Annotated in this window: 21 protein-coding genes; 13 read left to right on the top strand and 8 right to left on the bottom strand. The window is 42.7% G+C overall.

The window, feature by feature from the left end; all coding sequences use genetic code 11:
• Positions 1–154 precede the first annotated feature (154 nt).
• The 6 genes from AAEY88_RS03375 (at position 155) to dcd (ending at position 6,872) form a co-directional block, all read left to right on the top strand.
• Positions 155–868: a CoA transferase subunit A gene (locus AAEY88_RS03375; RefSeq protein WP_350559040.1), complete on the top strand. Its 714-nt coding sequence runs from the start codon at positions 155–157 to the stop codon at positions 866–868.
• A gap of 101 nt (positions 869–969) precedes the next feature.
• Complete coding sequence (locus AAEY88_RS03370; RefSeq protein WP_350559038.1) at positions 970–1,599, top strand: CoA transferase subunit B; 630 nt, start codon at positions 970–972, stop codon at positions 1,597–1,599.
• A 596-nt stretch (positions 1,600–2,195) separates the two neighbouring features.
• On the top strand, positions 2,196–2,996 hold the full coding sequence (locus AAEY88_RS03365) for a 3-hydroxybutyrate dehydrogenase (protein WP_350559035.1): 801 nt from the start codon (positions 2,196–2,198) through the stop codon (positions 2,994–2,996).
• A 276-nt stretch (positions 2,997–3,272) separates the two neighbouring features.
• Positions 3,273–4,610, top strand: a complete 1,338-nt coding sequence (gene mgtE / locus AAEY88_RS03360; RefSeq protein ID WP_407074393.1) for a magnesium transporter — start codon at positions 3,273–3,275, stop codon at positions 4,608–4,610.
• A 310-nt stretch (positions 4,611–4,920) separates the two neighbouring features.
• Positions 4,921–6,159, top strand: coding sequence for an iron-sulfur cluster carrier protein ApbC (apbC, locus tag AAEY88_RS03355; RefSeq protein ID WP_350559032.1), 1,239 nt, complete (start codon positions 4,921–4,923; stop codon positions 6,157–6,159).
• 137 nt (positions 6,160–6,296) lie between these two features.
• The gene (gene dcd, locus AAEY88_RS03350) at positions 6,297–6,872 is read left to right on the top strand and encodes a dCTP deaminase (RefSeq protein ID WP_350559029.1); all 576 of its coding nucleotides are present in this window, start codon (positions 6,297–6,299) and stop codon (positions 6,870–6,872) included.
• Positions 6,873–7,121: 249 nt separating this feature from the next.
• Here dcd and AAEY88_RS03345 read toward each other — a convergent pair whose 3' ends face one another.
• The 6 genes from AAEY88_RS03345 to AAEY88_RS03320 all read right to left on the bottom strand — a co-directional run bounded on the left by AAEY88_RS03345 (position 7,122) and on the right by AAEY88_RS03320 (position 13,563).
• A complete protein-coding gene (locus AAEY88_RS03345) occupies positions 7,122–7,562 on the bottom strand; it encodes a ClpXP protease specificity-enhancing factor (protein ID WP_350559026.1) in 441 nt (146 codons plus the stop codon).
• A 113-nt stretch (positions 7,563–7,675) separates the two neighbouring features.
• Positions 7,676–8,290: a glutathione S-transferase N-terminal domain-containing protein gene (locus AAEY88_RS03340; RefSeq protein WP_350559023.1), complete on the bottom strand. Its 615-nt coding sequence runs from the start codon at positions 8,288–8,290 to the stop codon at positions 7,676–7,678.
• Between the two features lie 322 nt (positions 8,291–8,612).
• Positions 8,613–9,323: a cytochrome c1 gene (locus AAEY88_RS03335; protein ID WP_350559020.1), complete on the bottom strand. Its 711-nt coding sequence runs from the start codon at positions 9,321–9,323 to the stop codon at positions 8,613–8,615.
• Positions 9,323–10,543 carry a cytochrome bc complex cytochrome b subunit gene (locus tag AAEY88_RS03330; RefSeq protein WP_407074422.1) on the bottom strand — a complete coding sequence of 407 codons (1,221 nt, stop codon included), beginning with the start codon at positions 10,541–10,543 and terminating at the stop codon, positions 9,323–9,325. Before AAEY88_RS03330 ends, AAEY88_RS03335 begins: the two co-directional genes overlap by 1 nt.
• Before the next feature lie 7 nt (positions 10,544–10,550).
• Entirely contained in the window at positions 10,551–11,135 is a 585-nt protein-coding gene (petA, locus tag AAEY88_RS03325; RefSeq protein WP_350559017.1) for a ubiquinol-cytochrome c reductase iron-sulfur subunit, read from the bottom strand.
• Between the two features lie 484 nt (positions 11,136–11,619).
• Positions 11,620–13,563, bottom strand: coding sequence for an ATP-binding cassette domain-containing protein (locus tag AAEY88_RS03320; RefSeq protein ID WP_350559014.1), 1,944 nt, complete (start codon positions 13,561–13,563; stop codon positions 11,620–11,622).
• Positions 13,564–13,838: 275 nt separating this feature from the next.
• On the opposite strand from AAEY88_RS03320, the gene AAEY88_RS03315 reads away from it, so the two are divergent.
• From AAEY88_RS03315 to AAEY88_RS03305, 3 genes are all read left to right on the top strand, one after another.
• Positions 13,839–14,108, top strand: coding sequence for a SlyX family protein (locus AAEY88_RS03315; RefSeq protein WP_350559011.1), 270 nt, complete (start codon positions 13,839–13,841; stop codon positions 14,106–14,108).
• 307 nt (positions 14,109–14,415) lie between these two features.
• Positions 14,416–15,801, top strand: a complete 1,386-nt coding sequence (locus tag AAEY88_RS03310; RefSeq protein ID WP_350559008.1) for an outer membrane protein transport protein — start codon at positions 14,416–14,418, stop codon at positions 15,799–15,801.
• Positions 15,802–16,141: 340 nt separating this feature from the next.
• A complete protein-coding gene (locus AAEY88_RS03305) occupies positions 16,142–17,575 on the top strand; it encodes an outer membrane protein transport protein (protein WP_350559005.1) in 1,434 nt (477 codons plus the stop codon).
• A gap of 428 nt (positions 17,576–18,003) precedes the next feature.
• Here the strand turns inward: AAEY88_RS03305 and putP are convergent, their stop codons facing one another.
• Positions 18,004–19,503, bottom strand: coding sequence for a sodium/proline symporter PutP (gene putP, locus AAEY88_RS03300; RefSeq protein ID WP_350559002.1), 1,500 nt, complete (start codon positions 19,501–19,503; stop codon positions 18,004–18,006).
• A 615-nt stretch (positions 19,504–20,118) separates the two neighbouring features.
• Entirely contained in the window at positions 20,119–20,991 is an 873-nt protein-coding gene (locus tag AAEY88_RS03295; RefSeq protein WP_350558999.1) for a LysR family transcriptional regulator, read from the bottom strand.
• Between the two features lie 470 nt (positions 20,992–21,461).
• Between AAEY88_RS03295 and leuC the strand changes: the two genes are divergently transcribed.
• The 4 genes from leuC to leuB all read left to right on the top strand — a co-directional run bounded on the left by leuC (position 21,462) and on the right by leuB (position 25,610).
• Complete coding sequence (gene leuC, locus AAEY88_RS03290; protein WP_350558996.1) at positions 21,462–22,880, top strand: 3-isopropylmalate dehydratase large subunit; 1,419 nt, start codon at positions 21,462–21,464, stop codon at positions 22,878–22,880.
• 54 nt (positions 22,881–22,934) lie between these two features.
• A complete protein-coding gene (leuD, locus tag AAEY88_RS03285; protein WP_350558991.1) occupies positions 22,935–23,585 on the top strand; it encodes a 3-isopropylmalate dehydratase small subunit in 651 nt (216 codons plus the stop codon).
• Positions 23,586–23,695: 110 nt separating this feature from the next.
• Complete coding sequence (locus AAEY88_RS03280) at positions 23,696–24,430, top strand: hypothetical protein (RefSeq protein WP_350558988.1); 735 nt, start codon at positions 23,696–23,698, stop codon at positions 24,428–24,430.
• Positions 24,431–24,506: 76 nt separating this feature from the next.
• A complete protein-coding gene (gene leuB, locus AAEY88_RS03275; protein ID WP_350558985.1) occupies positions 24,507–25,610 on the top strand; it encodes a 3-isopropylmalate dehydrogenase in 1,104 nt (367 codons plus the stop codon).
• Positions 25,611–25,652: the final 42 nt, after the last annotated feature.

The following is a 25,652-nucleotide window of genomic DNA, read 5'->3' as shown; positions in this document are numbered from 1 at the left end:
TATCGTATTGTTTTTGATATACCGCTATTTGAGTAAGTATTTATATAAGATATTTTTTATACCCACACTTTAATAAAACCAACGTCGTATGCCAAACAACGACTCTATGTCAGCAAAGATAAATAATAAATATGAGACTTGCAAGGAGATTAATATGAGTCAATCAAAAGTATATAGTAGTGCTAACAGTGCGTTAGAAGATGTTATCAACGATGGACAGACTCTTGCCATTGGTGGCTTTGGCCTGTGCGGGATACCTGAAGCCTTAATCGAAGCCTTGCGCGATAGTGGGGTCAAGGGTCTGACCTGTATCAGTAACAATGCCGGCGTCGATGAGTTTGGTCTAGGTTTGTTATTGCAAACGCGGCAAATTAAAAAAATGATCTCCTCCTATGTAGGTGAGAATAAAGAGTTTGAACGCCAGTATTTAGCAGGCGAGCTAGAAGTTGAGCTGACTCCACAAGGAACCCTTGCTGAAAAATTACGTGCTGGCGGCGCTGGTATTCCAGCGTTTTATACCGCTACTGGTGTGGGTACGCTAGTTGCTGAAGGCAAAGAAACCCGTGATTTTGATGACCGTACCTATGTGCTTGAGCATTCATTAGTTGCTGATGTGGCATTAATCAAGGCACAAAAAGCCGATAAAGCAGGCAACTTAATATTTAATAAAACCGCTCGGAACTTTAACCCAGATTGTGCGATGGCTGGTAAAATCACTATTGCTGAAGTAGAAGAAATTGTAGAGATTGGCACGCTTGATCCTGACGAGATTCATTTGCCGGGGATTTTTGTGCAGCGTATTGTATTAAATAGCAGCCCCGAAAAACGCATTGAAAAGACCACCACTAAAGCAGTCGAAAATGCTTAAGTAAACGGTATATAAGCAAATATAATACTGGCTGATTTTTTCTATTAAAAACACTTACTAAGCCAATAACAATAGAATATTGCAAAAATAAGGAAGATATCATGGCATGGACAAGAGAACAGATGGCGCAACGTGCAGCGCAAGAATTACAAGACGGCTATTATGTCAATCTTGGCATCGGTCTGCCAACCTTAGTGGCAAACTATATTCCTAAAGGAATGGACGTTTGGCTACAGTCAGAAAATGGTTTACTAGGTATTGGTGAGTTTCCAACAGCAGAAAATGTCGACGCCGATTTAATTAATGCGGGTAAGCAGACAGTAACTACTGCGCCTGGTGCCAGCTATTTTAGTAGCTCAGAGTCTTTTGCGATGATCCGCGGTGGCCATGTCAACCTGGCAATTTTAGGCGCAATGGAAGTCTCAGAGCATGGCGATCTGGCCAACTGGATGATCCCTAAAAAGATGGTCAAAGGCATGGGCGGCGCGATGGACTTAGTTGCAGGCGTGCAGCGAGTGATTGTGCTAATGGAGCAAGTCAATAAGCATGGTGATCCAAAAATTCTTGCCAATTGTGAGTTACCATTAACCGGTAAAGGCGTGGTTGATCGTATTATCACCGAGCTGGCAGTATTGGACGTCACTGATGATGGGCTAAAACTAGTTGAGCTGGCAGAGGGTGTTAGCTTCGATGAGCTACAAGAAAAAACTCCAGTGACAATTACTCAGTGACCATTAACCAGTAATTATTACCAAGTAGCTACATAATAATATGTATTTAATAGTTATTATTAAATACATATTATGTTACATTTAACAATCAGCAACTCAGTTATTATCTGTTAGTTGCTAGCAGCTTACGATCACAACCTCACTGTTATCTGATACCTCCTATCTAATAACTAATATTTAATAACTAATATTTAATAATGACCCTGACATAATAGCTGCTCCGACACTATAATAATTAATTACCCCGCTTTATCAATAATCGCATCTCTGTAAAATCAGCAAACCCCAAGCAAAAGTTTAAGTGTCAGAAAATATAAAAAATCAATAAACAAGTCCTAGCTAACAATAAAAAAATAGCAGCATATAACCAATATCCAATAATAGCTTGCCCTCAATAAATTACTAGCTTTTCTCCCCAATAGCAGCAGCTTAACAACTGTTGTTTATTCAAGACCGCGCAATAAAGATTATTTCATAATGCGCGTTAACCCATGGCAGTAGAGTCAGAACGCTACAATAATGGCACCGTAAACCTGTGTGCCATAACAATAGAGTTTGGTTACTATTATCATAATAACCCATAATAAGGATAAAATATGGCGACCCAAATACAACAGGATTTGACAGGCAAGGTAGCTTTAGTCACTGGTGCCGCTGCTGGTATCGGACGTGACATCGCAGAAACCTATGCTAAAGCAGGGGCAGCCGTTGGTATTGCCGATATCAATATGGAAGCCGCACAACAGACTGTCGATGCAATCGAAGCTGCTGGCGGGCGTGCACTGGCGATTGTCATGGATGTCACTTCTGAAGATGCTGTAAATGATGGCGTTCAAAAGCTAGTCGACACTTTTGGTAGTATCGATATTCTGGTCTCCAACGCTGGTATTCAGCTGATTGATCCCATTAATAAAATGAGCTTCGATAACTGGAAAAAAATGCTCGCCATTCATTTAGATGGTGCTTTTTTGACCACCAAAGCAGCCGTCCAGCACATGTATAAAGATGATAAAGGCGGCACGATAATTTATATGGGTTCGGTACATTCGCATGAGGCTTCGATGTTTAAAGCGCCTTATGTTACTGCCAAACATGGTTTGCTTGGACTGTGCCGCGTACTGGCGAAAGAAGGTGCTGAGCATAATGTGCGCTCGCATTTGATTTGTCCAGGTTTTGTAAAAACATCAATGGTCGAAAAACAAATTCCACTACAAGCGGCTGAAAAAGGTATTAGTGAAGAGTCTGTGGTCAATGACATTATGCTGGTTAATACCGTTGATAAAGAATTTACTACTATCGAAGATATTTCCCAATTAGCATTATTCTTGGCTGCATTCCCAACCAATGTATTCACTGGTCAATCTATCAATGCCAGTCATGGTTGGTGTATGAAGTAGTTTCTTTGAATTAATTGGTTTATAAGCCAAAATATTTATAAGTCTAAGCATGTAAACGTAGTATTATAAATATAAGCTTTATAACACCACAATGTCAGTCTCACTGGTATTGTGGTTTTTTTATGCACCAGTAGTTTTTTATTTCTCAGACATATTGATGATGTTGATCCACAGTAAAGTAATTGACAGTAAACTGTTGAACTTTAGCCTCCTCTTTTATTGATTCTATTTAAGGGCGCTTGCTGCACCGCTTTAGGGTCGCACGGAGTCAAAATAATGCACAATGAAGCTCTGGCGTTGATACTAAGCAACGCCATCGAACAACAACAATTTGCACAAGCGACCAATCAGGTTCAAGCATTACGCCCTATCGATATTGCTGATGTGTTAGCGCTCATTAAGCCTACGTTTGCTTGGCAGTTATTAGAGCGTTTACCGAATCGTTCTACGGTATTTTCTTACTTAGATGCGGATATTCAGGTTGCTTTGGCGCAGGTTTTCCCCCGATCTAGTTTGGTGAGATTGGTGGGCGAAATGCCTGCTGATGAACGGACTGACTTATATAAATGCCTAGATCAGGATCAACGTGACGCCCTGTTACCGGCATTAGCTCAGGCGAAGCGCGAAGATATCCGTAGGCTAGCTGCCTATGAAGAAGGCACCGCTGGGGCCTTGATGACGTCGGATTATGCTACCCTTGGTGCTCAGATGAATGTCACTGAGGCTCTGGCTAACTTAAGAAGAGAAGCTCCCGACGCAGAAACCATTTATCATGCCTATGTGATTGATGAACAACGCAAATTATTAGGTGTGGTGTCCTTACGGGTCTTAATTCTGGCATCTCCGGAGCAGTTAATTAGTGACATCATGATCAGTGCTATCGTGTCTTGCGACGTGAACGACGACCAAGAAGATGTCGCTAAAATGGTAGCCCGTTATGACTTGATTGCACTGCCGATTACCGATGACCGTGGTGCTTTGGTAGGCATAGTGACTCACGATGATGCTATGGACGTCGCCAGTGATGAGGCCACCGACGACTTTCATAAGTCGGGTGGTGTATCCACTATGGTGGGTCGACTAAAAGATGTCAGTATTGGGATTCTGTATCGCAAGCGCGTGTTCTGGCTGGTATTTTTAGTATTTGGTAACCTGCTTTCTGGTATTGGTATTTCCCACTTTGAAGAGGTGATTGCCGCTAACTTAGTGCTGGTGTTTTTCTTGCCGCTATTGGTTGATAGTGGCGGTAACGCCGGTTCTCAGTCTGCTACTTTGATGGTACGTGCTTTGGCGACCGGGGACGTGGTAATGCGCGACTGGTTCTCGCTACTGGGCCGAGAAGCAATGGTTGCCCTGTTGCTAGGCGGTACTATGGCAGTTGCTATTTCCATTATCGGTTATATCCGCGGCGATGAAGTGCTGTCTGTAGTATTGGCGCTTAGCATGATGTCGGTAGTCATGATCGGCTGTATGATTGGTATGAGTCTGCCTTTTATACTTAATAAAATTGGCTTTGACCCCGCCACAGCCAGTGCGCCTTTGATAACATCAGTATGTGATGCTTCAGGGGTGATTATTTATCTGTTTATTGCCTCAAAGTTTTTAGCGGTATGATAATGGGTGGCAATTGAATAAGCGTCAGTTTAATAAAAATAGCCAACGCCTGAATATGGCAATAACTTCATTGATTGGGTTTCAGTTATTGCGTTTAGCAACGAGCTGCTTGAAGAAGCCGAGCTAAATGTAGTGTACAAAGGTCAGGCCTACTGGCGTTGTGGTTTTTTTATAGTCTTAATTCGGCTACACTATTATAAGTAAAGGATTTAATAGGCTTAACGGCTATTTATTTCCGCTGAGTTAATTTATCGTTACTATTATAATAATAATTTACCCCTACACATTCATAACGACAGCAAAGGTAACTATGTTTAACTTTATAAAAAAAAGAACCCTCTCAAAAACGGAAAATCCGCAGCAACAAGCGGCACGCGATAGTGCCGTTGATAAAGTATTGCTCGGCTATCAAATAGGCGATACCAGTATTGCCCAGATGGTGATAGGTTTAGATCGTGACGGTGATCAGCTCACCTTAGATTTACGCTTACCGCAAGATAGCGACCCTGAAACCATTCAGCGAGAACTGGGTCAACTGTTGCATCCACACGGTATCAAGGCGATTCATATGAATGTGCGTCTGCCAGCTCCAGCTAAGGGTGCAGAAGCAAGCTTGCCTAAAAAGCCAGAAAAATCAATGCCTAAGACTACCGATGCGATGAGCAACTCTTCCCGTGCTTCCGATGCTCCAGCGCAATCTAGCCCTGCTTCAGAAGCGCCGATTACTAAGCCCGCTCCGACACAAGCCTCACTGAGTCCGCACCCACATATTCGTCATATCATCGTCGTAGCATCGGGTAAAGGCGGAGTCGGAAAGTCAACCACCACCGTTAATATTGCCTTAGCCTTACAGCAAATCGGTAATCGCGTTGGCGTACTCGATGCTGATATTTATGGACCCAGTATGCCCACCATGTTAGGGGTTGCTGGCGTAAAGCCTGAGCTGGAAAATGAACAATTTATACCGGTTAATGCGCATGGAATGGCGATGTTATCTATTGGCAGTTTGCTCGATGGTGATAATACGCCGGTAGCATGGCGTGGGCCGAAAGCGACTGGTGCACTGATGCAATTGTTTAACCAAACCAACTGGCCACAGCTTGATTATTTAGTCATCGATATGCCGCCTGGTACCGGTGATATTCAGTTGACGCTGGCACAGCGCATTCCGGTTACGGGCGCGGTTATCGTGACCACCCCGCAGCATGTTGCTCTGCTAGATGCCCAAAAAGGCATTGAGATGTTCAATAAAACCCATATTCCGGTATTGGGTGTGGTGGAAAATATGGCGCTGCATACCTGTAGCAACTGTAACCATACCGAGGCTATTTTTGGTGTTGGCGGCGGCGAGTATATCGCTAAGCAATATCAAGTGCCATTATTAGGGCAGCTGCCATTAGCCAGTGGTATTCGTGCCCAAGTGGATAAAGGCGAGCCCAGCGTCTTGGCTGGTGATGAATTTGCGCCTTATTACCTCAGTATTGCTAAGAATATCGAAGCTAATATTGAGAAGTTTGCCAAACCAGTCGATGACAAACGTATCTTTTAAGAAAAAATAATGAAGTAGACATTCATTTTTTTAAATAAATTATTCTGAGTGATAAGGTTAAAACTATCAGCGACCCTATAAATTGATTACTCAAGTCCGTATAATCACCGCTATTTAATATTTGCTAAGGAATGACAATGTCTATCAAATCTGACCGCTGGATTCGTCAAATGGCTGAAGCTCATGGCATGATTGAGCCGTTTGAAGCTGGTCAAGTACGCTTTAATGACGCTGGCGAACGCCTGGTCAGCTATGGCACCTCAAGCTACGGTTATGATGTACGCTGTGCCCGTGAATTCAAGGTATTTACTAACGTGCATTCAGTGGTTGTGGATCCCAAGAATTTCGATGAAAAAAGCTTTATTGATATTGTTGGTGATGAATGCATTATTCCGCCTAACTCATTTGCGCTAGCACGAACGGTTGAATACTTTCGCATTCCGCGTGATGTACTGACCATTTGCCTCGGCAAATCAACCTACGCACGCTGCGGTATCATTGTCAATGTCACACCACTTGAGCCAGAGTGGGAAGGGCACGTCACCTTAGAGTTTAGTAACACTACTAATCTCCCAGCACGTATCTATGCTGGTGAAGGAGTTGCACAAATGTTATTTTTCCAAAGTGATGCTGATGATGTCTGTGAGACCAGCTATAAAGATCGTGGCGGTAAATACCAAGGGCAAAAAGGTGTGACGTTACCTAGAACCTAATAGAGTTAATCCTGAATAAAAGTGTCATAGTAACGATTTGGTAAAGACAAATGAGCGACTTTGAGAGCTGGCGAACAACGGAGTCGAGTGCTCTTTACCAAATTATTATAAAAACCAGGTGTTAGTTTAATTTTTGACTAACAACAAGGTTTAATGTTAGATTCTATCTGATTAAATTCATACAAGAAAATAATAAAAAAGCTGGGCGTATCTGATACGCCCAGCTTTTTTATGCAGTAATTATTCTCATTATTTTAAAACTTTTAAACCCGCTTTGTTATCACGTTTGACCTTAGCAGCAGCAGGGGTATTATTTGATTTGGAGAAAGTGGTTGCCTCATCTTCAGGCTGATAATTGTCATACTCATTGGGATCAAAGAACATCCCTTGCGAATTCTCTTTAGCATAAATGCCCAGTACAGCAGTAATGGGTATCCAAATCTCTTGGGAGACGCCCCCAAAACGCGCACTAAAATTAATAAAGTCATTTTCCATACTCATATTACCGGTGGCACGGCTGGCAATATTAAGCACGATACGTCCATCTTGCACATGTTCAGTTGGGATTTGAACATCAGCCGCAGTCGCATCGACCATTAGGTAAGGCGTAAGCTCGTTATCTTCTATCCATTGATAAAGTGCGCGCACCATATACGGGCGGGTGGGGGTGATAGACGTTGTTTCGCTCATCTTATGGTTTCCTATACTGATGGTATTGAATTATTAATTAATTTTTTATTCGGCTATTTTATTATTAAATAAAACGTTTCTGTTATACAAGCGAGTCAGTTACGTTTACCCAATCAGCGAATACTTTTCTGAAAGCTATCCCGTTCAAATAGGCGCGTTTGATAGTCCAGTAACGGACGGCTGATAGCTCGAGGTAAAGTAATATCCATCTCCTCAAGTCGCCATAATAATGGGGCCAGTAGTACATCACACCAACCGAAATCGTCCGCCATAAAATAGGACTTATGAGCAAACAGTGGTGACAGCGTAATCAAAGAATCTGCCAGCTGTTTTTTTGCAATGGCCGCTTGGGCTTTATTAAAACTATCAGAATGCATCAGCAGCCTTTTACCGAGTACTAGCCAATCATTTTGAATACGCCATGCTAATTGTCGAAACTGGGCGCGCTCTTGCGGCGTATCAGGTAGCAGCTTATTAGTATGATAGCGCTCCTCAAGATATTCAAAGATAACATTGATCTCATACAGTGCAATCTCACGTTGTTGCAAGACGGGTAAGGTATGATAGGGATTCAGCTCGGTCAAATCTTCAGGACGCTCTGAGTGCAAACGTGATAAATAATAGGCCAGCTTCTTTTCTTCAAGTAATAAGCGTACCACATGACTATCGTAGCCATCATCAGCGTATAAAATCAGCTGACTACTTGGAATGTCATTCGCATCAATCATGAAAGCCTAAAGTTAGCGGTTAAGGCTGCCATCGTAAACAAAGTTGCCTCCTTTATCAAGGTAGTAAGCGTAAACTGTCCTTTAACCTTAGCTATTATCTGAGTTTTGAGCCAATGTTTGAGTCAGTTATAGTGTCATCTAAGCGGGTTATTGAACAAATCAACTGCGCCTTTCAAGAAGTGGGTCATTTATATAGTGCTGGCATCAGATCTAATCATTAGTGGTGCAATAGCCATAAAAAAGCACTACCGAAGTAGTGCTCAATATAGAATTTAGATGAATAATACTTAGATAGATATGACTTAGCTGATCAGCTGCTAAACTATTTAACGTCTTTCCAGAATTCTTTATTAAGCAAGTAGACGGGAATGAGCAAGACCAATAAGAATAAGATCACAAAGAAGCCGATTACTTGACGGTCATGACGAACAGGTTCGCCCATCCATGCCATGAAGTTAACCAAATCGCCAACTTCGCTTTCAAACTCTTCTTGACTCAAGTCTTGTTGCAGATTGTTCAGTACGTGAGGCATCGCTGCGTTCGGTAGCACTAAGTTATTCGCACCCCAAGGACGGCTTGGATCTTCATAAAAAGTCAGCAGGTAAGTATAAATCCAATCATCACCGCGTAATCTTGATTCAAGCGATAGATCTGGAGGTGCTGCCCCAAACCATGATGCCTGGATGTCAGAATCAATCTCAGCATCAATATGATCACCAATCTGATCAGTAGTCACCATCAAATATTTTTCGACCAGCTCAGGTGGTATCTCTAGATCTTTAGCAATACGTGAATGACGAACGTACTCTGCTGAGTGACAACCCGCGCAGTAGTTCATAAACATCTTCGCACCATTCTGTAGCGAGCCCTTATTGGTAAAATCAATAGGGGCTGTGCTACAAGCTAAGTGCTCTTCGACGCCATCAGCATTAGTAAATGTACCGCAGCCACCCTCTGCTAGGGCGGTTCCGGCAGTTAAGGTCAATGCCGCGCCTAAGCCCAAACCAGTTAGGTATTTTGTTAGCGTGTTCATTAGTGACCTCCGGTGACGCGTTCAGGTGGCTGTTTACACTTCTCAATGGCAGTATAAATTGGCATCAGTAAGAAAAATAAGAAATACAAGACGGTAAATATACGCGCCGCTAAGGTTGCTGTTGGTGTGGTTGGCGTCGCGCCTAAATAACCTAAGGCTACGAAACTAATCGCAAAGACAGTTAGAGCGATTTTAGATAAGATACCTTTGTAACGCATAGAGCGTACAGGCGATCTATCAAGCCAGGGTATTAAGAATAATACCGCAATTGCACCACCCATCGCGACAACACCACCAAGCTTATCAGGAATGGCACGTAAGATAGCGTAGAACGGCGTGTAGTACCATACTGGTGCAATATGCGCAGGCGTTTTCAAGGCGTTCGCTGTTTCAAAGTTTGGAGGCTCAAGGAAGAAGCCGCCGCCTTCTGGAAAGAAGAATACCACTGCAAAGAAGCAAATAAAGAACACCACAATACCGACCAGATCGTGCACGGTATAATACGGATGGAACTCAATACCATCTAAAGGTACGCCGTTTTTGTCTTTGAGCTTTTTAATGTCAATACCATCAGGGTTGTTCGAACCAACATGATGCAAAGCCACTAAATGCATGAATACCAGACCGACTAATACTAACGGAATAGCAACTACGTGCAGCGCAAAGAAACGGTTTAGAGTAATACCTGAGATGATATAATCACCACGTACCCATTCAGCAAGACCATCACCAATGACTGGTAGAGCAGCAGGAAGGTTTAAGATAACCTGTGCGCCCCAGAATGACATGTTACCCCACGGTAATAAATAACCGAAGAAGCCTTCTGCCATCAAGGCCAAGTAAATGCCCATACCGATGAGCCAGATTAGCTCACGTGGCTTCTGGTAAGAGCCATAGAGTAATGCTCTAAACATATGCAGATATACCACCACAAAGAACGCTGAGGCGCCAGTAGAGTGCATATAACGGATGAGCCAACCGCCTTTAACGTCACGCATGATATATTCAACAGACGCAAATGCCCCTTCGGCACTTGGGTTGTACATCATCGTCAGCCAAATACCGGTAACCAACTGGTTAACCAATACCACCATCGATAACACGCCAAAGAAGTACCAAAAGTTAAAGTTCTTTGGTGCATAGTACTTAGACATGTGGTATTCAAAGGTTTCAGACGCTGGAAAGCGCGCATCAACCCAATGCATGATCTTTTTACCCATACTCATATTAAGCCTCCCCAACCGTCAAGATGGTACCATCCATACTATATTCTGGGATGGGTAAGTTAAGCGGTGCTGGAACGCCATTATAGACGCGACCTGCTAAGTCATACTTAGAGCCGTGACAAGGACAGAAAAACCCGCCATACCAGTCATTACCGCCTAAGTCAGCTGCGCCAACGTCAGGACGGTAGTTTGGTGCACAGCCTAAATGCGTACACACGCCATAAACGACCAACACTGTTGGTTCTAAAGAACGAGTAGGATTCTTACAGTATTCAGGCTGAACAGATTCACCAGAATCAGGGTCAACCAGTAATGGCTTAACTTCATCTAATTTATCTAACATATCTTGGGTGCGTTTCACCACATAGGTAGGCTTACCGCGATATTTTAGGACAATCATTTGTCCCTCTTCGATAGAACCAATATCTTGGGTAATTGCAGCCCCTGCAGCTTCCGCTCTAGCGCTTGGCGTCCAAGAACGGACAAAAGGCGTCGCTACAGCGGCTACCCCAGCTGCACCAATTACGGCAGTCGAGGCAATCAGAACTCTACGGCGTTGTACATTAACGCCTTCGGCATGGCTCATTAATACTTCCTCCAGGTGAATGAAATGGGATTATCCCACACTGGGTTTATGGCTTAGAAAATTTACAATATCAATTACAAGCCACGTTAGCTGTGCCTAATTTTACTAATTGTTGCTATTCTAAGCTATTTTGGTCATAAAATAAATTATTGTGTTAAAAATAAAACTGACTTGATGGAAAATTTTTGGCAGTTGAACATCCCAAAAAAGTCCACAGCCGCCTTATTGTTTAGGTCTGGCATCAAAATCTAGTTGACTAAGGAAAGGGTTGATAATGTCCCTAAAATGAATAAGGCATTTGACAATAGTGAATGATACTTGAAATTAGGACAATGTTCACTAACTTTCAGCACCTCTCCCTTGCGTAAACATAGGTAAACCACCTATCACCAAGTTATGTTATAAAATGATGATGGTGGTAGTACTTATAAACTAGGGTCTATAAAGTCTGGATATATAAAGCAAGGGTTTCTAACGAATAGCACTAACCTTCAAGCATATCCCAACGCTCAAGCTTATACATTATCTCATCTTCTATAACAAGTAAGCGCTCACTAGCGGCCGTTGCCGCATCGACGTCTTGAATAAACCATGAACCGTCCGCCAGTTTTTCTTGTAACTGTGTTTGTTCCGCTTCAAGAGTTGCAATCTCTTTTGGTAAGTTATCAAGTTCACGTTGGTCATTAAAGTTAAGTTTCTTAGCTACCTTACTAGACTTTGCAGTGGCTTGCGCCACCTTGTTGGCTGATCTACTAGTTGCAGCACCATTGTTGGATTTAGCTGCATTTACTGCTTGTGCACGGTTTTTTTGTACCAGATATTCTTGGTAGCCACCAACGTATTCTTTGACGATACCTTTACCGTCTTCATCAGTATCAAATACCCATGTCGAGGTGACCACATTATCCATAAACGAGCGGTCATGGCTAATCAGTAAAATTGTACCGTTAAAGCTGCTGACCGACTCTTCCAATAGTTCAAGGGTAGCCATATCCAAGTCATTGGTGGGCTCATCGAGTACTAAAATGTTGGCAGGCTTTAATAACTGCTTGGCAAGTAGTACGCGGTTGCGCTCACCACCTGATAGGGCTTTGACCGGTGTACGGGCACGTTCTGGCGCAAACAAGAAATCTTGCAGATAACTCATAATATGAGTTTTACGACCACCTACTTCGATGAAGTCTGAGCCTTCTGAGACGTTTTGGGCGACAGTGGCTTCAAGGTCTAACTGGTCACGCAACTGATCAAAAAAGGCAATTTTTAGGCTAGTCCCTAATTCCACACTACCAGTTTTGGTCACTTCGTCGTCAGACATTTCGAGTAGGGCTTTAATAAGCGTGGTTTTACCCGCGCCGTTAGGACCTATAATACCAATCTTATCACCACGCATGATAGTGGTGGTAAAGTTATCGACCAGCACATTACCATCGTATTCAAGATGTAGGTTTTTGACTTTACATACCAATTTGCCACTTTTCTCGCCTGCGCCCATAGTGATGTTGACATTACCGACTTGCTCACGGCGATCGCCACGTTCTTCACGTAAGGACTTTAGCTCACGGACGCGTCCCTCATTACGGGTACGACGGGCTTTAATACCTTGGCGAATCCAAACTTCTTCTTGAGCTAGTTTCTTATCAAAGTTAGCATTATTCTTCTCTTCCGCTAATAATTGCAGCTCTTTTAGCTCTTGATAACGGGCGTAACCAGTTGCACCTTGGGTCACGTCATAGCTGGTTAATTGTCCGCGATCAAGCTCAATTATACGGGTCGAAAGCTTATCTACAAAGGCTCTATCATGGGTGACAAATAGTAAAGTCAAGCCTTGCCAATCTAATAAAAAGCGCTCAAGCCATTCAATACTATCAACGTCCAAATGGTTAGTCGGCTCATCGAGTAGCAGCACATCAGGCTTAGTCACTAAAGAGCGTGCCAATAGCACACGGCGTTTACGACCACCAGATAGAGAGGATAGATCGTCATTTGGGTCAAGCCCCATAGTAGTGATCAAGCGCGTTGCTTCACGCTCCAAATCCCAGCCATGCACCGCATCAATATCATGCTGCAAGGTTGCCATGTGCTCACAGGCATTCATATCGCCATCTGCACATAAATCGGTTTGTTTATTATAATTAATTAATAAATCAGCGGTACGGCGGCTACCACCCATCACGATATCTAATATGCGACCAGTCGTTTCAGGCACATCTTGCTCAAGCATCGCTACCCGTACATTATTATTAATAATGACTTCGCCGCTATCAGGATGCAAGGAGCCATTAATTAATTTAAATAAGGTGGATTTGCCTTCGCCATTACGGCCGATTAAACACACGCGCTCGCCAGCGTCAATGCTAAAATCAACGCCATCAAGAACAGGGGCAACGCCAAAAGCGAGATGAATATCTTTTAAATGTATCAGTGCCATAGGTTATCTTAAGCTTATATATAGTAGTGAGATGAATAATGAGGTAAGGGTCAAATTAGAGTAAGGAATGCTGCTAAATTGCCAGCAGTATAACATGCTGTCAGACGACTTTAGCGTGCGCATAAACTTTTTATCGCTATGATTTTATTGAAAGGATATTCATAATGGATAGGTAGGGTGATCGTTATTAGTTATCAGTAATTAACGATGAGTAACACCAGTCAGCAAATACGAATTAAACCCTAAACCATAAAATTTATTATATTGAGACACAAATGAACCAGCCACAAGATACCAATAAATCCCAATCAGAAAGCTTACCTCTGCAAACTGAGCTGCCAGCACAAATGATTGAGCTCCAAATGAGTATGGCGCATCTCGAGCTGACGGTTGAGCGCCTAGATGAGGTAATTACGCGCCAAGATAAACATATCCAAACTCTACAACGGCAATTACAGCTGGTTTATAACCAAGTAGAAAGTCAAGGTACTGAGGATGGTATTGCACCGTTTGATGTGATGGCCGACAGACCGCCGCACTATTGACTTTAAAAAGCAATAAATCAGATAACTTGACATCTAAGCGCCTAATAGTTAATAGCGACTGCCCTTAATGAGTATTTATTAAAGTAGCCGCGATTTTTAGTGCTGCTCATACTATATGCGGAAACCAATATTTCTACATGGATAGGTAAGCCTATCAAAACATGACTAGGCGGTCATAATAGAGCGATAATGTGTTTTTGCAGTTGTTTTAGTTTTTAAAAGTCATTAGTATCCTGCATCTAGTCTACCGCCTGAACAGTAATCACTGTCGTAGCGGTATAACAATTAGGATGTTTGGAGATAGTTAATGCGCCCTACCTTTCATTTAAAAACGCTTGCAGTCGCTGTCGCTGCTTTTTCTGTGGCTAGCATGAGTAATGCTGCCGGTCTTGATCGCTCAGGTCAAGATATCAGCGCATTCCTAGAAGATGGCTTGTATGCAGAAGCCAGCTATACTTATCTTGATGCCGATGTAAGTGGTTATGATAATGCCTATGTGGGTAGCGATAAAAATGCTTATCAGCAAGGTAAAAAAATCGATGATATTGCAGAATCTTATGATTTTTTTCGATATGGCGTCAAAGCCGATCTAAACGATACATTTAGTGTCGGTATCTTATACGATGAGCCTTTTGGTGCTGCTGCTGATTATAGTGGTAATAATAATTTTGTGGCACAAGGCGACCGTGATACTACCATTACATCTGTATCAGATGGAAAAATTACTGAGTTCGCACCAGTAGCAGGTATAGTTAGTGATATTCAGAAAAAAATTGGTCGAGGTGAAGCGCTAACTGGAACAGAACAGGCTCAATTAAAAGCATATGGTCCAGCAGTAGCTATTGCTCAAGCTGAACTAGCCACCAAAGGCGAAAGAACCAACGTCGAAGTACGTAGTGAGAGTATTACTGGTATCATCGGTATGAAACTCGGAGCCAATAAGAACTTCCAAGTTTATGGCGGTCCTGTCGCTCAGCGTGTGCAAGCGGACGTTAAACTACGGGGCTTGGCTTATGGTCCTGCTACTGGCTATACTACCCATATCAGTGCTGGCCAAGATTATGGTTGGCTCGCTGGTGTGGCATACAGTAAGCCTGAAATCGCCTTGAGAGCCGCGCTAACGTATCGTTCTGAGATTGATCATAGCTTACCAATATTTGAGCAATATCCAGCAGTTGGCATCTCGAAGGGGGGTACTATCGATATCACCACTCCTACATCAGTAAACTTTGACTTCCAAACCGGTATTAATCCAACGACACTTGCCACTGCAAAGGTACGCTATGTGCCATGGAGTGACTTTACGATTGTACCGCCGTTATATACCCAAGTCAGCAAATCTAAGTATCCTGAAGGCCTACCATTGGTAAGCTATGACGACGATCAATGGTTGGTAGAGCTGGGCTTAGCCAAACGTTTAACACCCGCCCTAGCAGTTACCGGTAATATTGGCTGGGATAGTGGTGCTGGCGATCCAGTGTCATCGCTAGGTCCTATTGATGGGTATTACAGTGCGGGTTTGGGTGCCAAGTACAACCTAACCGAAAACTGGGCTGTATCAGCAGGTGGTAAATATTTATGGTTCGGCAATGCTAAAGGCCAAACACCAACCAAAAATATCGTGAGTAACTTTGAGGATAACGATGGTTATGCACTGGGCTTTAAACTTTCTTATCAAGCTAAGCAGTATTAACTAGAGTGTTATAGAGTTAATCCAAACACTACTCTGTATAAAAAAGCGATCCTTATGGGATCGCTTTTTTAGTTTTAGATCCATACTAAGAAAAAAGATAATTCTATTTTGTCCTTAATGTTTTAAAATCTTGCTAGATTATGTCTGTAACGGTATCGTCATAATTAAGAACTGTATAGTCATAATTGGGAAATAAAGTGCTTTACTTGTTGTTTTAGTGTCAAAAAGCCATTACTATTTAGCTTAGGATACCGTTTATATAATTGGCATAGCGCGGGCAATCGCTGCCACTTGCTAATTAGCGTAACGGTAAAACAACGAGGATGTTTGGAGATATATAATGCGCCCTACCTTTCATTTAAAAACTCTCGCAGTAGCCGTTGCTGCTTTTTCTGTAGCCAGCGCTGCTAGCGCCGCCGGACTTGATCGTTCAGGCCAAGATATTACAGCATTCCTACAAGATGGTTTGTACGCTGAAGCCAGCTATACTTATATTGATGCCGATGTCACTGGTAACGATAATGCTTATATTGGTACTGATAAGAACGCTTATACCCAAGGTAACAAAACCGGAGATATCGCCGAATCTTATGATTTTTTCCGTTATGGGGTAAAAGCTGATATCAACGATACTTTTAGTGTTGGTATTTTATATGATGAGCCGTTTGGTGCAGCTGCCGCTTATAATGGCGATAATAACTTTGTGTCAAGAGGCGATCGTGATGCGGTTATCAAAGATGTTACCGGCAATCCAGCGTATAGCGAAGCAGTTGTCGATAATATTGTAATACCTCAATTAAAAGGTGCGCTTAGTGCAGGAAATCCTGGCAATCTAACACCTGCACAATTACAAACAGCACGAGATAATCTTACTGGGCTGCTCACTGCAAAAGCAATTGCAGACGCTGAAGAAGCAACAAAAGGCGAGGGCACGCAAGTCGAAGTGCGTAGTGAAAGTATCACCGCTATTCTTGGTGCAAAGTTTGGTGCTAAGAAAAACTTCCAAATTTACGGTGGTCCAGTCGCTCAGCGTGTGCAGGCTGATGTAAGATTGCGTGGTATTGCGTATGGCCCAGCGACTGGTTATACTTCACGTCTCAGCCCTGATCAGGATTATGGTTGGTTAGCAGGTATGTCTTACAGTAAGCCTGAAATTGCCTTACAGGCTGCTTTGACTTATCGTTCCGAGATTGATCATAATATGCAAATATTTGAGACTTATCCGCTAGCAGGTACATTAGCGGGTGATCCTGCTGCAGCAAATCAAAGTGGCACCATCGAGATTACTACGCCTAAATCGGTGAATTTCGACTTCCAAACCGGTATTAATCCCACAACTCTAGCGACAGCAAAAGTACGCTATGTACCATGGAGCGATTTTGAGATTGTTCCGCCACTATATAATCAAGTTAGTAAAAATAATCCAGCCTACCGTCCTGATGGTTTAGCACTTGTGGGTTATGATGACGATCAGTGGATGGTAGAAGTGGGTCTTGCCAAGCGCTTGGCGCCAGCACTTGCCGTCAGTGGTACGGTTGGTTGGGATAGTGGTGCCGGTGATCCAACCACGTCATTAGGCCCTATTGAAGGCTACTACAGTGTTGGCCTTGGTGCTAAATACAATGTTACGGAAAACTGGGCAGTATCAGCTGGTGGCAAATACCTATGGTTTGGCGATGCTAAAGGCCAACTACCGACCAACAAGATCGTTGGTAATTTTGAAGACAATGATGGTTACATCTTAGGTGTCAAACTCTCATATCAAGATAAATAGTAGGGCTTGTAAGTAACGCCAGCTGCCTATAAGAAATAAAAAAGCGATCCATAATGGGTCGCTTTTTTTGCTTCAATTAAAAGTAGAAAATAAGTAGGAATTTAGAGGGAAAACAGCATAGGTAAATTAAGCATTGAGTTCAATAATGGGCGTTTTATTATTATATAAGCAGAGCTTTATTTTGAGGGGCAAAGCAGTATAAACATTGTCTCTAATAAAGAGTATGAAAGCGGAACAGGCCTGCTATTGGTAGATCACATATCGCCATAGCCTTGAATACAGTCAATAAGGCTTAATAGTGGGTCAGCCTAAAAGCGGTTGCTTGCGTTTTGCAGCTACAAACTCACTCACTTAGCAGCCAATAAAAAACCTCGCTATCATGGTGATAACGAGGTTTATTGTTGTAATCTATATTTGATGGATTGAACTTACTTGTTTAAATTCATTTCCATTTCTTTAAACTTCTCTTTAATTGAATCTTTTGGACCGCCTGTCATGATACTAACGGCGAAGATAGCAATAGTACTTAGGGCAAAGCCTGGAACAATTGCATATAACCAACTATTCAGCGCCATACCATTCATCTCGAACGGACCATATATCCATAGGATCACGGTTAATGCGCCAATGACCATACCGGCAACAGCGCCATTACGGTTCATACCACGCCATAGGAGGCTAAATATTACTAGTGGTCCAAAAGCAGCACCAAATCCTGCCCAAGCATTAGATACAAGGCTTAGTACAGAACTTTCTGGATCAGAGGCTAGCATGATTGCGACCACTGCTACTAATACTACTGAAATACGACCGACCAATACTTGGCGGGCTTCTGGCGCGTCTCTATCAAAGAATAGTTTATAAACATCTTTAGTTAGCGAACTTGATACCACCAATAGCTGTGATGAGATGGTACTCATAATAGCTGCTAAAATTGCTGCTAATAGGAAGCTTGAGACCAGTGGAGTGAACAAGAACTGAGTGAATACTAAGAAAATAGTCTCAGGGTCATCCAAGACCATTGATGTTTTTTGTACATAAGCACGACCAGCGAAACCAGTCGCCAAAGAACCAATCAGGCTGACAATCATCCAGCTCATACCGATATTACGGGCGGTTGGTACATCTTTAACCGAGCGAATCGCCATAAAGCGGACGATAATATGCGGCTGACCAAAATAGCCTAAGCCCCATGCCAGTAATGAAATAATACCAAGAATAGTCATACCACTGGTAAGATTCAGTAAGCTTGGATCAATGTTTCTGACCGCTTCGGTCGTTGCGGATATACCACCAAGGTCAGTAAAGGCAACAATAGGAACAATGACCATGGCAAATAGCATAATAATGCCTTGCACAAAGTCAGTCATTGATACCGCTAAGAAGCCACCAAATAGAGTGTATGCAACAACCACACCTGCGGTAACCCAAAGACCAGTACTATACGAGAGATTGAGTGAGCTTTCAAATAACTTACCACCACCAACTAAGCTGGCTGCGGTATAAACCGTAAAGAATAGAATAATAACCACTGCTGAGAATACACGTAGCATGTGTGATTTGTCTTCAAAGCGGTTAGCGAAATAATCAGGTAGTGTGATTGCGTTGTCTGCAATCTCAGTATAAACCCGCAAACGCGGTGCGACGATAATATAGTTTAAGAAGGCACCCATCGTTAAGCCAAGAGCAATCCAAACACTCACAACCCCATCGGCATACATATAGCCTGGCAGGCCAAGTAGTAACCAACCTGACATGTCTGATGCGCCAGCGGATAACGCGGTTACTGCAGGACCTAAACTACGACCACCGAGCATATAACCTTCAGTATCATTGGCTTGCTTAAAGTAAGCATAAATACCAATCCCAATCATCACTATAAAATAGGCGCCTAACGATACCAGTACGCCAGTAGAAACTCCGTTCATATAAACTGTCCTTAACCAACTGTGTTGGCTGTAATTATATTTGGCTATATAAGTTTAATGTTTAAAGACCAGGTCTCAAAACAATACTTAAAGATAAGAAAAGCCATTAAGTAAGACATAATGGCTTTTAATTTTCGATAAGTAGATGCTTCTAGTTTTATATGATTGGTACTATTTTATGAGCAAAAGGAATTTTTTATCTAATAATCCTATTTTTTGCCACGGATAAAATCAATCATTCAAAACCGTTAAATTTACTATTTAGAAGGGTCATCTCAGAATCGCCTATTAGTACATTATAAAGAAACGATTAGAGATGGCTTACGACAAATAATAGATTTTTAGCATATGCTCTTATCATTGAGCGTAATATAAAGGGTTAAAAGCCTTATTTTCCATCATACCTTACTAAAGCTATTCGATATATAACTGTGTGCGTTATTCTGGTAACACTGTGTTATAAAAGTAAACTTAGGCGTATTATAACGTATGAATGCTTCAATTGCGAATAACGCCAAAGTCAGGTGTTCTATACGTAAGCGTTAAGTAACCATACAGGTAACTGTAGAGGAAAATAGTTAGTTGTAGAGGACAATAAACAATTATGAAGGGCCTTTAATCGATAGGCGCAAGTAGATCTAATAAAGCGGTAACGCTACTAGAAGGGGTTAGCTTTGGATTGATAACCACGCCTAGATAACGTTGTAGCTCGATGTTATCAGCCATATTAATACGCTCAAGATCTTGACTGATTAAGGTTTGCGGTAATACTGACCAGCCGAGTCCAACAGATACCAGCATACGAATAGATTCAAGGGGATTAGTACTCATCGTGGCATAGGGCTTTAGATTGTGCTTAGCAAATTCTGCTAAAGTAATCTGACTGGTAAAGGTATCGGCAGAGGGCAAGATAGCTGGATAACGCGCTAATTGCTCTAAAGTCACGTTGGTTTGCTTCGCTAATGGCGATAAGGTGCCGGTCATGAAATACAGCGGATCTGACCATAAGGTATGGTAGGTTAAGCGCTTATCATAAACGGGCGGTAGGGTTACAAATGCTAAGGATAAATCGCCATCTAATACTGCTTTGTGTGCTTTTTCTGAGTCAACAAAGTGCACTTCTAGCTGTACCGCTGGGTAAGTTTGGATAAAGTGCTTTAACACCGGTGCCAGATGATGTAAGCCGATATGATGGCTGGTGCCGATAACCAGTTTGCCGGACACAATATGCTTGGAATGTTGCAAGTTAATCTTGAAATTCTCATAATCTTCGAGCCAGCGCTTAGCATGCGGTAACATCTCATTTGCTGCTTGGGTCGGTACAATACCGCGACCTACCGTATCAAACAAAGTAATTTTAAACTCGTCCTCTAGGTTTTTGATGCGTTTACTGACCGCAGGCTGAGTAATAAAAAGCTTTTCTGCCGCGCCTGAGATACTACCTGTCTTCATAACAGTCACAAATGTGGTCAAATTAGTGGTATTCAAACTGATTTCCTTAGCTATAAAATGAGCTATAAATAAAAGTTGGCTGACCCAGTCACAAAGTATTAGAAATAAAAGTTTGCATCCGGTCAAAAATCATCAATTATTATTATAGGATTAGCCTGCTATAATCACAAGGTATCTAGACCCTTTTTGACATTTTTATTCGGTTAGCTTTACCAATTAGCAATGTATTAGGTTTTAGCAAGGATATATGAGCGACTTTAAGTGTCTGCAAATTACAGTACGACCAAAAAGTTCGAGCGTGTCTTATTAAATCATAATGACATTATATTTATTGAAGATAGAAAAATAGCTGCTAATGATAAACAATAGATAAAAGATCCAGATTCTGACGCAAGATTGCGTCGGCTATACGTCATAAGCACCTAACGCCAACGCTTAACCCTTAGCTCATAAGATATAAGCAGGGATAAATAGTAAGCAATTAGCAACCAATAAAGGATAGTAATATGGCAGCTCAAACGTTATACGACAAACTTTGGAATGCTCACGAAGTCACCAAGCGTGATGATGGTTCAAGTTTGATTTATATTGACCGTCATCTGTTACATGAAGTGACCAGTCCACAAGCATTTGAAGGCCTGGAGCTAGCCAATAGAGCACCGTGGCGGTTATCTGCTAATATTGCCAGTCCTGATCATAATGTGCCAACGGTGACCAAAGAGCGTTTAGAGGGTATCTCAGGTATTAAAGATGCAGTGTCACGCTTGCAGGTGGTCACACTGGACGACAATTGCGCTAAGTTTGATATTGCTGAATTCACTATCAATGATGCTCGCCAAGGTATCCTGCACGTGGTCGGCCCTGAGCAAGGTCTAGTGCTGCCAGGTATGACCGTAGTATGTGGTGATTCGCATACCGCTACTCATGGCGCGCTTGGTTGTTTGGCGCATGGCATTGGTACTTCTGAAGTTGAGCATGTATTAGCGACCCAATGTTTGATTCAAAAGAAAATGAAAAATATGCAAATTCGGGTTACGGGTAAGCTTGGCGCTGGCGTGACCTCAAAAGACGTGGTGTTGGCTGTTATTGCACAAATCGGTACGGCGGGCGGGACAGGGCATGCCATTGAGTTTGCAGGGCAAGTGTTCGAAGATATGAGTATGGAAGGACGGATGACTGTCTGTAATATGGCGATTGAGGCTGGCGCCCGCGTCGGTATGGTGGCAGTCGATGACACCACCATTGACTATGTAAAAGGTCGTCCTTATGCGCCGACGGACGAGCAATGGCAACAAGCAGAAGCTTATTGGCGTACGCTATATACAGATGATGGTGCCGTATTTGATACTGTTATTGAGATCGACGGTAGCCACATTGCGCCACAAGTCTCTTGGGGAACCTCACCTGAGATGGTCGTCGATATTACCCAATCGGTGCCAACGCTTGAGCAAGCGGCTGATGAGTCACAGCAAGAAGGCTGGCTACGCGCTTATACCTATATGGGCTTACAGGCTGGACAGCCGATCACCGATATTAGACTTGATCGGGTCTTTATTGGCTCTTGTACCAACTCGCGTATCGAAGATTTACGAGATGCAGCAGCGGTGATTAAAGGTCGTAAGGTTGCAGACAATATCAAAGAAGCTATCGTCGTTGCTGGATCAGGGCAAGTAAAACGTCAAGCGGAAGCAGAAGGTTTAGATACTTTATTTACAGACGCGGGTTTTGAATGGCGTGAGCCGGGTTGCTCAATGTGCTTGGCGATGAATGCCGATAAGCTTGAACCTGAAGAACATTGCGCGTCGACCTCTAACCGTAACTTTGAGGGCCGTCAAGGTACTGGTGGACGTACACATTTGGTCAGTCCAGCGATGGCAGCAGCGGCGGCATTGGCGGGTCATTTTGTTGATGTTCGTACTTTTTAATCAGTACCTTTTCATCAATGCCTCTCAATCAGTATTTTATATATAGGAACTATTATGCAAGCCTACCATATCCAAACCGGCATCGTCTGTCCTCTTGATCGCTCAAATGTTGATACCGACCAGATTATTCCCAAGCAGTTCTTAAAGTCTATTAAACGGACTGGCTTTGGTGTTAATTTATTTGATAAATGGCGCTATCTTGATGAAGGCTATCCCGGTCAAGACCACAGCAAACGTCCTATCAATCCGGATTTTGTACTAAATGAGCCGCGTTATCAACATGCCGTTATCTTACTTACGCGCAAAAACTTTGGCTGTGGCTCAAGCCGTGAGCATGCTCCGTGGGCGCTATCAGAATATGGTTTTCGTACCGTTATTGCGCCAAGTTTTGCAGATATTTTTTATAACAATTGCTTTAAAAATGGCATGCTCCCGATCGTTTTGGATGAAGCAATCGTCGATGAATTAATGCAAGCAACCTTGGCCAATGAAGGTTATGAGCTAAGCACTGACTTAGAGCGGCAAGTGGTTATTACTTCAACAGGTGCAGAATATCCATTTGAAGTTGATGCCTATCGAAAGCATTGTCTGCTTAACGGTTTAGATGATATTGGCTTAACGTTGCAGCAAAGTGAAGCGATTAAAGCCTACGAGCAACAAATGATGCAAAAAACACCGTGGATATTTAATGAAGTTAACGCTTAAATACAAGCATTAATAAAAGCGGAGCGATTGTGAATGCAGCGTTGAGTTATGATGACGAACTGGCTAAAATGGAAGGGAATTTATCATCGATATAAATAGTAGCCGTCATTATGAATAAAACATATTATGCTGTATTCACAAGTACAACTATTGCCGCAAGCTTGCTGCTATCCGGTTGTCAGCTATTGACTGGCTATCAGAAAATAGATGAGCCTGAAAATGCCACGGCATGGGCAGGCCAAATCATACCTGTGACTGGCGAGGTTAATATTGCCTGTGCGGGAACGTATCACTGTGAGATTACTCAAATTGATAAAACGTCAGTGATATCAACCGATACCCATCATCCAGTTGATCCTACGATGTTGGTCTCTATGTCAAGCGCTGATGGAATACCTTACGCTAAGCTCAATCAACGTGAGCAAACGCAAATGCAAGTGGACATGATACCGCTTGTAAATAATAAATCAGTGAAGATAGTTCCATTATCAGCCTCTGGTATGCATGGTTTAACCAATTATTATGTGCGCGTTAAACCTATAAAGCGTGAAATACATATTAATTTTTATCCTGAAAATAATATTGACTATGTTGAACGTTTTGCAATGATTGATGAGTTTAAAGAGTCAGGGACGTATCTGCTGCGCGCTTATCGCCAAAAGTCACCACGAGATAACGGTAGCTTATTAGAAGCGGCATCACCTGAACCTCTATGTATTGATTTGCTAAAAGACAACCTTTTGCAGCGTCGTTTTTGCAAAGAGTTAGATACTGCCAATCAAGGCGAGTTTGTAGAAGCTAGCATGATGAATAAACCCGTACCCAAGGCCAAGGCCCAAAGTTAGTGCAGTAGCGTATTCCGCTTGATTGCATTTTTATCCTCTCATTTTTTATTTCCTTACCTCATTCACAAGGATTAGTATGGCAACGATTTTAACACTAGCAGGCGATGGTATCGGCCCTGAGATTATGACTCAAGCAATTAATGTGCTTGAGGCGGCTAATAAAAAGTTTGAGTTAAATCTAATCCTTGAGTCGGGATTGATCGGTGGCGTGGCCGTTGATGCGACGGGTGAGCCATTACCAGAAGAAACTTTAAGTCGCGCACGAGCAGCGGATGCCGTATTGTTAGGCGCTGTTGGCGGTCCTAAGTGGGATAATATTGAGCGTAGTAAACGCCCTGAACGAGGTCTACTTAAAATCCGTAGTGAGCTTGGTTTGTTTGCTAACTTGCGCGTGGCCAAGCTGTATCCGCAGCTGGTTAATGCGTCGAGTATTAAACCTGAAATCATCTCAGGCCTTGATTTATTAATCGTTCGTGAGCTGACTGGTGGCATTTATTTTGGTGAGCCGCGTGGTATCCGTACTCTAGACAATGGTGAGCAACAAGGCTATAACACGATGGTGTATAGCACCAGTGAGATTAAGCGTATTGGTAAAGTGGCGTTTGAGATGGCACAAACCCGTGCTCAAGCCTCAGGCCAACCTGCTAAAGTGTGCTCAGTCGATAAGGCCAACGTCCTAGAAGTGACTGAGCTGTGGAAGCAGACGATGATAGACATGCAAGAAACGGATTATAGTAATGTGAGCTTATCACATATGTACGCTGATAATGCTTGCATGCAATTGATCAAGAACCCCAAGCAATTCGATGTCATGGTAACCGGCAATATGTTTGGCGATATCTTATCAGATGAAGCGGCTATGCTGACCGGTTCTATTGGCATGTTGCCATCTGCCAGCCTAGATGAACAGGGCAAAGGTATGTACGAGCCTTGTCATGGTTCAGCGCCTGATATTGCCGGTCAAGATAAGGCCAACCCATTAGCAACGATTCTGTCTGTGGCGATGATGCTGCGTTATACCTTTAAGCAAGAACAAGCGGCTCAAGCCATTGAGCAGGCGGTCAGTGATGTGCTTGATGACGGACTGCGTACTCTTGATATCTTAGACAGTAGTGAAGCTGGATTGACCCAAGTAGGCTGTCGTCAGATGGGTGAAGCGGTATTGGCTAAACTAAGTTAAGAAAGCGTATTTTAAAGGGTGTTTTTCAAGTGGTTTTAGATA

Source organism: Psychrobacter sp. CAL346-MNA-CIBAN-0220, assembly GCF_040309805.1.
Lineage (GTDB): Bacteria > Pseudomonadota > Gammaproteobacteria > Pseudomonadales > Moraxellaceae > Psychrobacter.
The sequence above is the reverse complement of the archived record's forward strand: the minus strand, read 5'-3'. Positions and strand labels throughout refer to the sequence as shown.

Excerpts from the sequence above, each read along its gene's own strand:
- AAEY88_RS03375 (WP_350559040.1), top strand. The coding sequence starts at position 155 with ATGAGTCAATCAAAAGTATATAGTAGTGCTAACAGTGCGTTAGAAGAT.
- AAEY88_RS03370 (WP_350559038.1), top strand. The coding sequence starts at position 970 with ATGGCATGGACAAGAGAACAGATGGCGCAACGTGCAGCGCAAGAATTA.
- AAEY88_RS03365 (WP_350559035.1), top strand. The coding sequence starts at position 2,196 with ATGGCGACCCAAATACAACAGGATTTGACAGGCAAGGTAGCTTTAGTC.
- mgtE (WP_407074393.1), top strand. The coding sequence starts at position 3,273 with ATGCACAATGAAGCTCTGGCGTTGATACTAAGCAACGCCATCGAACAA.
- apbC (WP_350559032.1), top strand. The coding sequence starts at position 4,921 with ATGTTTAACTTTATAAAAAAAAGAACCCTCTCAAAAACGGAAAATCCG.
- dcd (WP_350559029.1), top strand. The coding sequence starts at position 6,297 with ATGTCTATCAAATCTGACCGCTGGATTCGTCAAATGGCTGAAGCTCAT.
- AAEY88_RS03345 (WP_350559026.1), bottom strand. The coding sequence starts at position 7,562 with ATGAGCGAAACAACGTCTATCACCCCCACCCGCCCGTATATGGTGCGC.
- AAEY88_RS03340 (WP_350559023.1), bottom strand. The coding sequence starts at position 8,290 with ATGATTGATGCGAATGACATTCCAAGTAGTCAGCTGATTTTATACGCT.
- AAEY88_RS03335 (WP_350559020.1), bottom strand. The coding sequence starts at position 9,323 with ATGAACACGCTAACAAAATACCTAACTGGTTTGGGCTTAGGCGCGGCA.
- AAEY88_RS03330 (WP_407074422.1), bottom strand. The coding sequence starts at position 10,543 with ATGGGTAAAAAGATCATGCATTGGGTTGATGCGCGCTTTCCAGCGTCT.
- petA (WP_350559017.1), bottom strand. The coding sequence starts at position 11,135 with ATGAGCCATGCCGAAGGCGTTAATGTACAACGCCGTAGAGTTCTGATT.
- AAEY88_RS03320 (WP_350559014.1), bottom strand. The coding sequence starts at position 13,563 with ATGGCACTGATACATTTAAAAGATATTCATCTCGCTTTTGGCGTTGCC.
- AAEY88_RS03315 (WP_350559011.1), top strand. The coding sequence starts at position 13,839 with ATGAACCAGCCACAAGATACCAATAAATCCCAATCAGAAAGCTTACCT.
- AAEY88_RS03310 (WP_350559008.1), top strand. The coding sequence starts at position 14,416 with ATGCGCCCTACCTTTCATTTAAAAACGCTTGCAGTCGCTGTCGCTGCT.
- AAEY88_RS03305 (WP_350559005.1), top strand. The coding sequence starts at position 16,142 with ATGCGCCCTACCTTTCATTTAAAAACTCTCGCAGTAGCCGTTGCTGCT.
- putP (WP_350559002.1), bottom strand. The coding sequence starts at position 19,503 with ATGAACGGAGTTTCTACTGGCGTACTGGTATCGTTAGGCGCCTATTTT.
- leuC (WP_350558996.1), top strand. The coding sequence starts at position 21,462 with ATGGCAGCTCAAACGTTATACGACAAACTTTGGAATGCTCACGAAGTC.
- leuD (WP_350558991.1), top strand. The coding sequence starts at position 22,935 with ATGCAAGCCTACCATATCCAAACCGGCATCGTCTGTCCTCTTGATCGC.
- AAEY88_RS03280 (WP_350558988.1), top strand. The coding sequence starts at position 23,696 with ATGAATAAAACATATTATGCTGTATTCACAAGTACAACTATTGCCGCA.
- leuB (WP_350558985.1), top strand. The coding sequence starts at position 24,507 with ATGGCAACGATTTTAACACTAGCAGGCGATGGTATCGGCCCTGAGATT.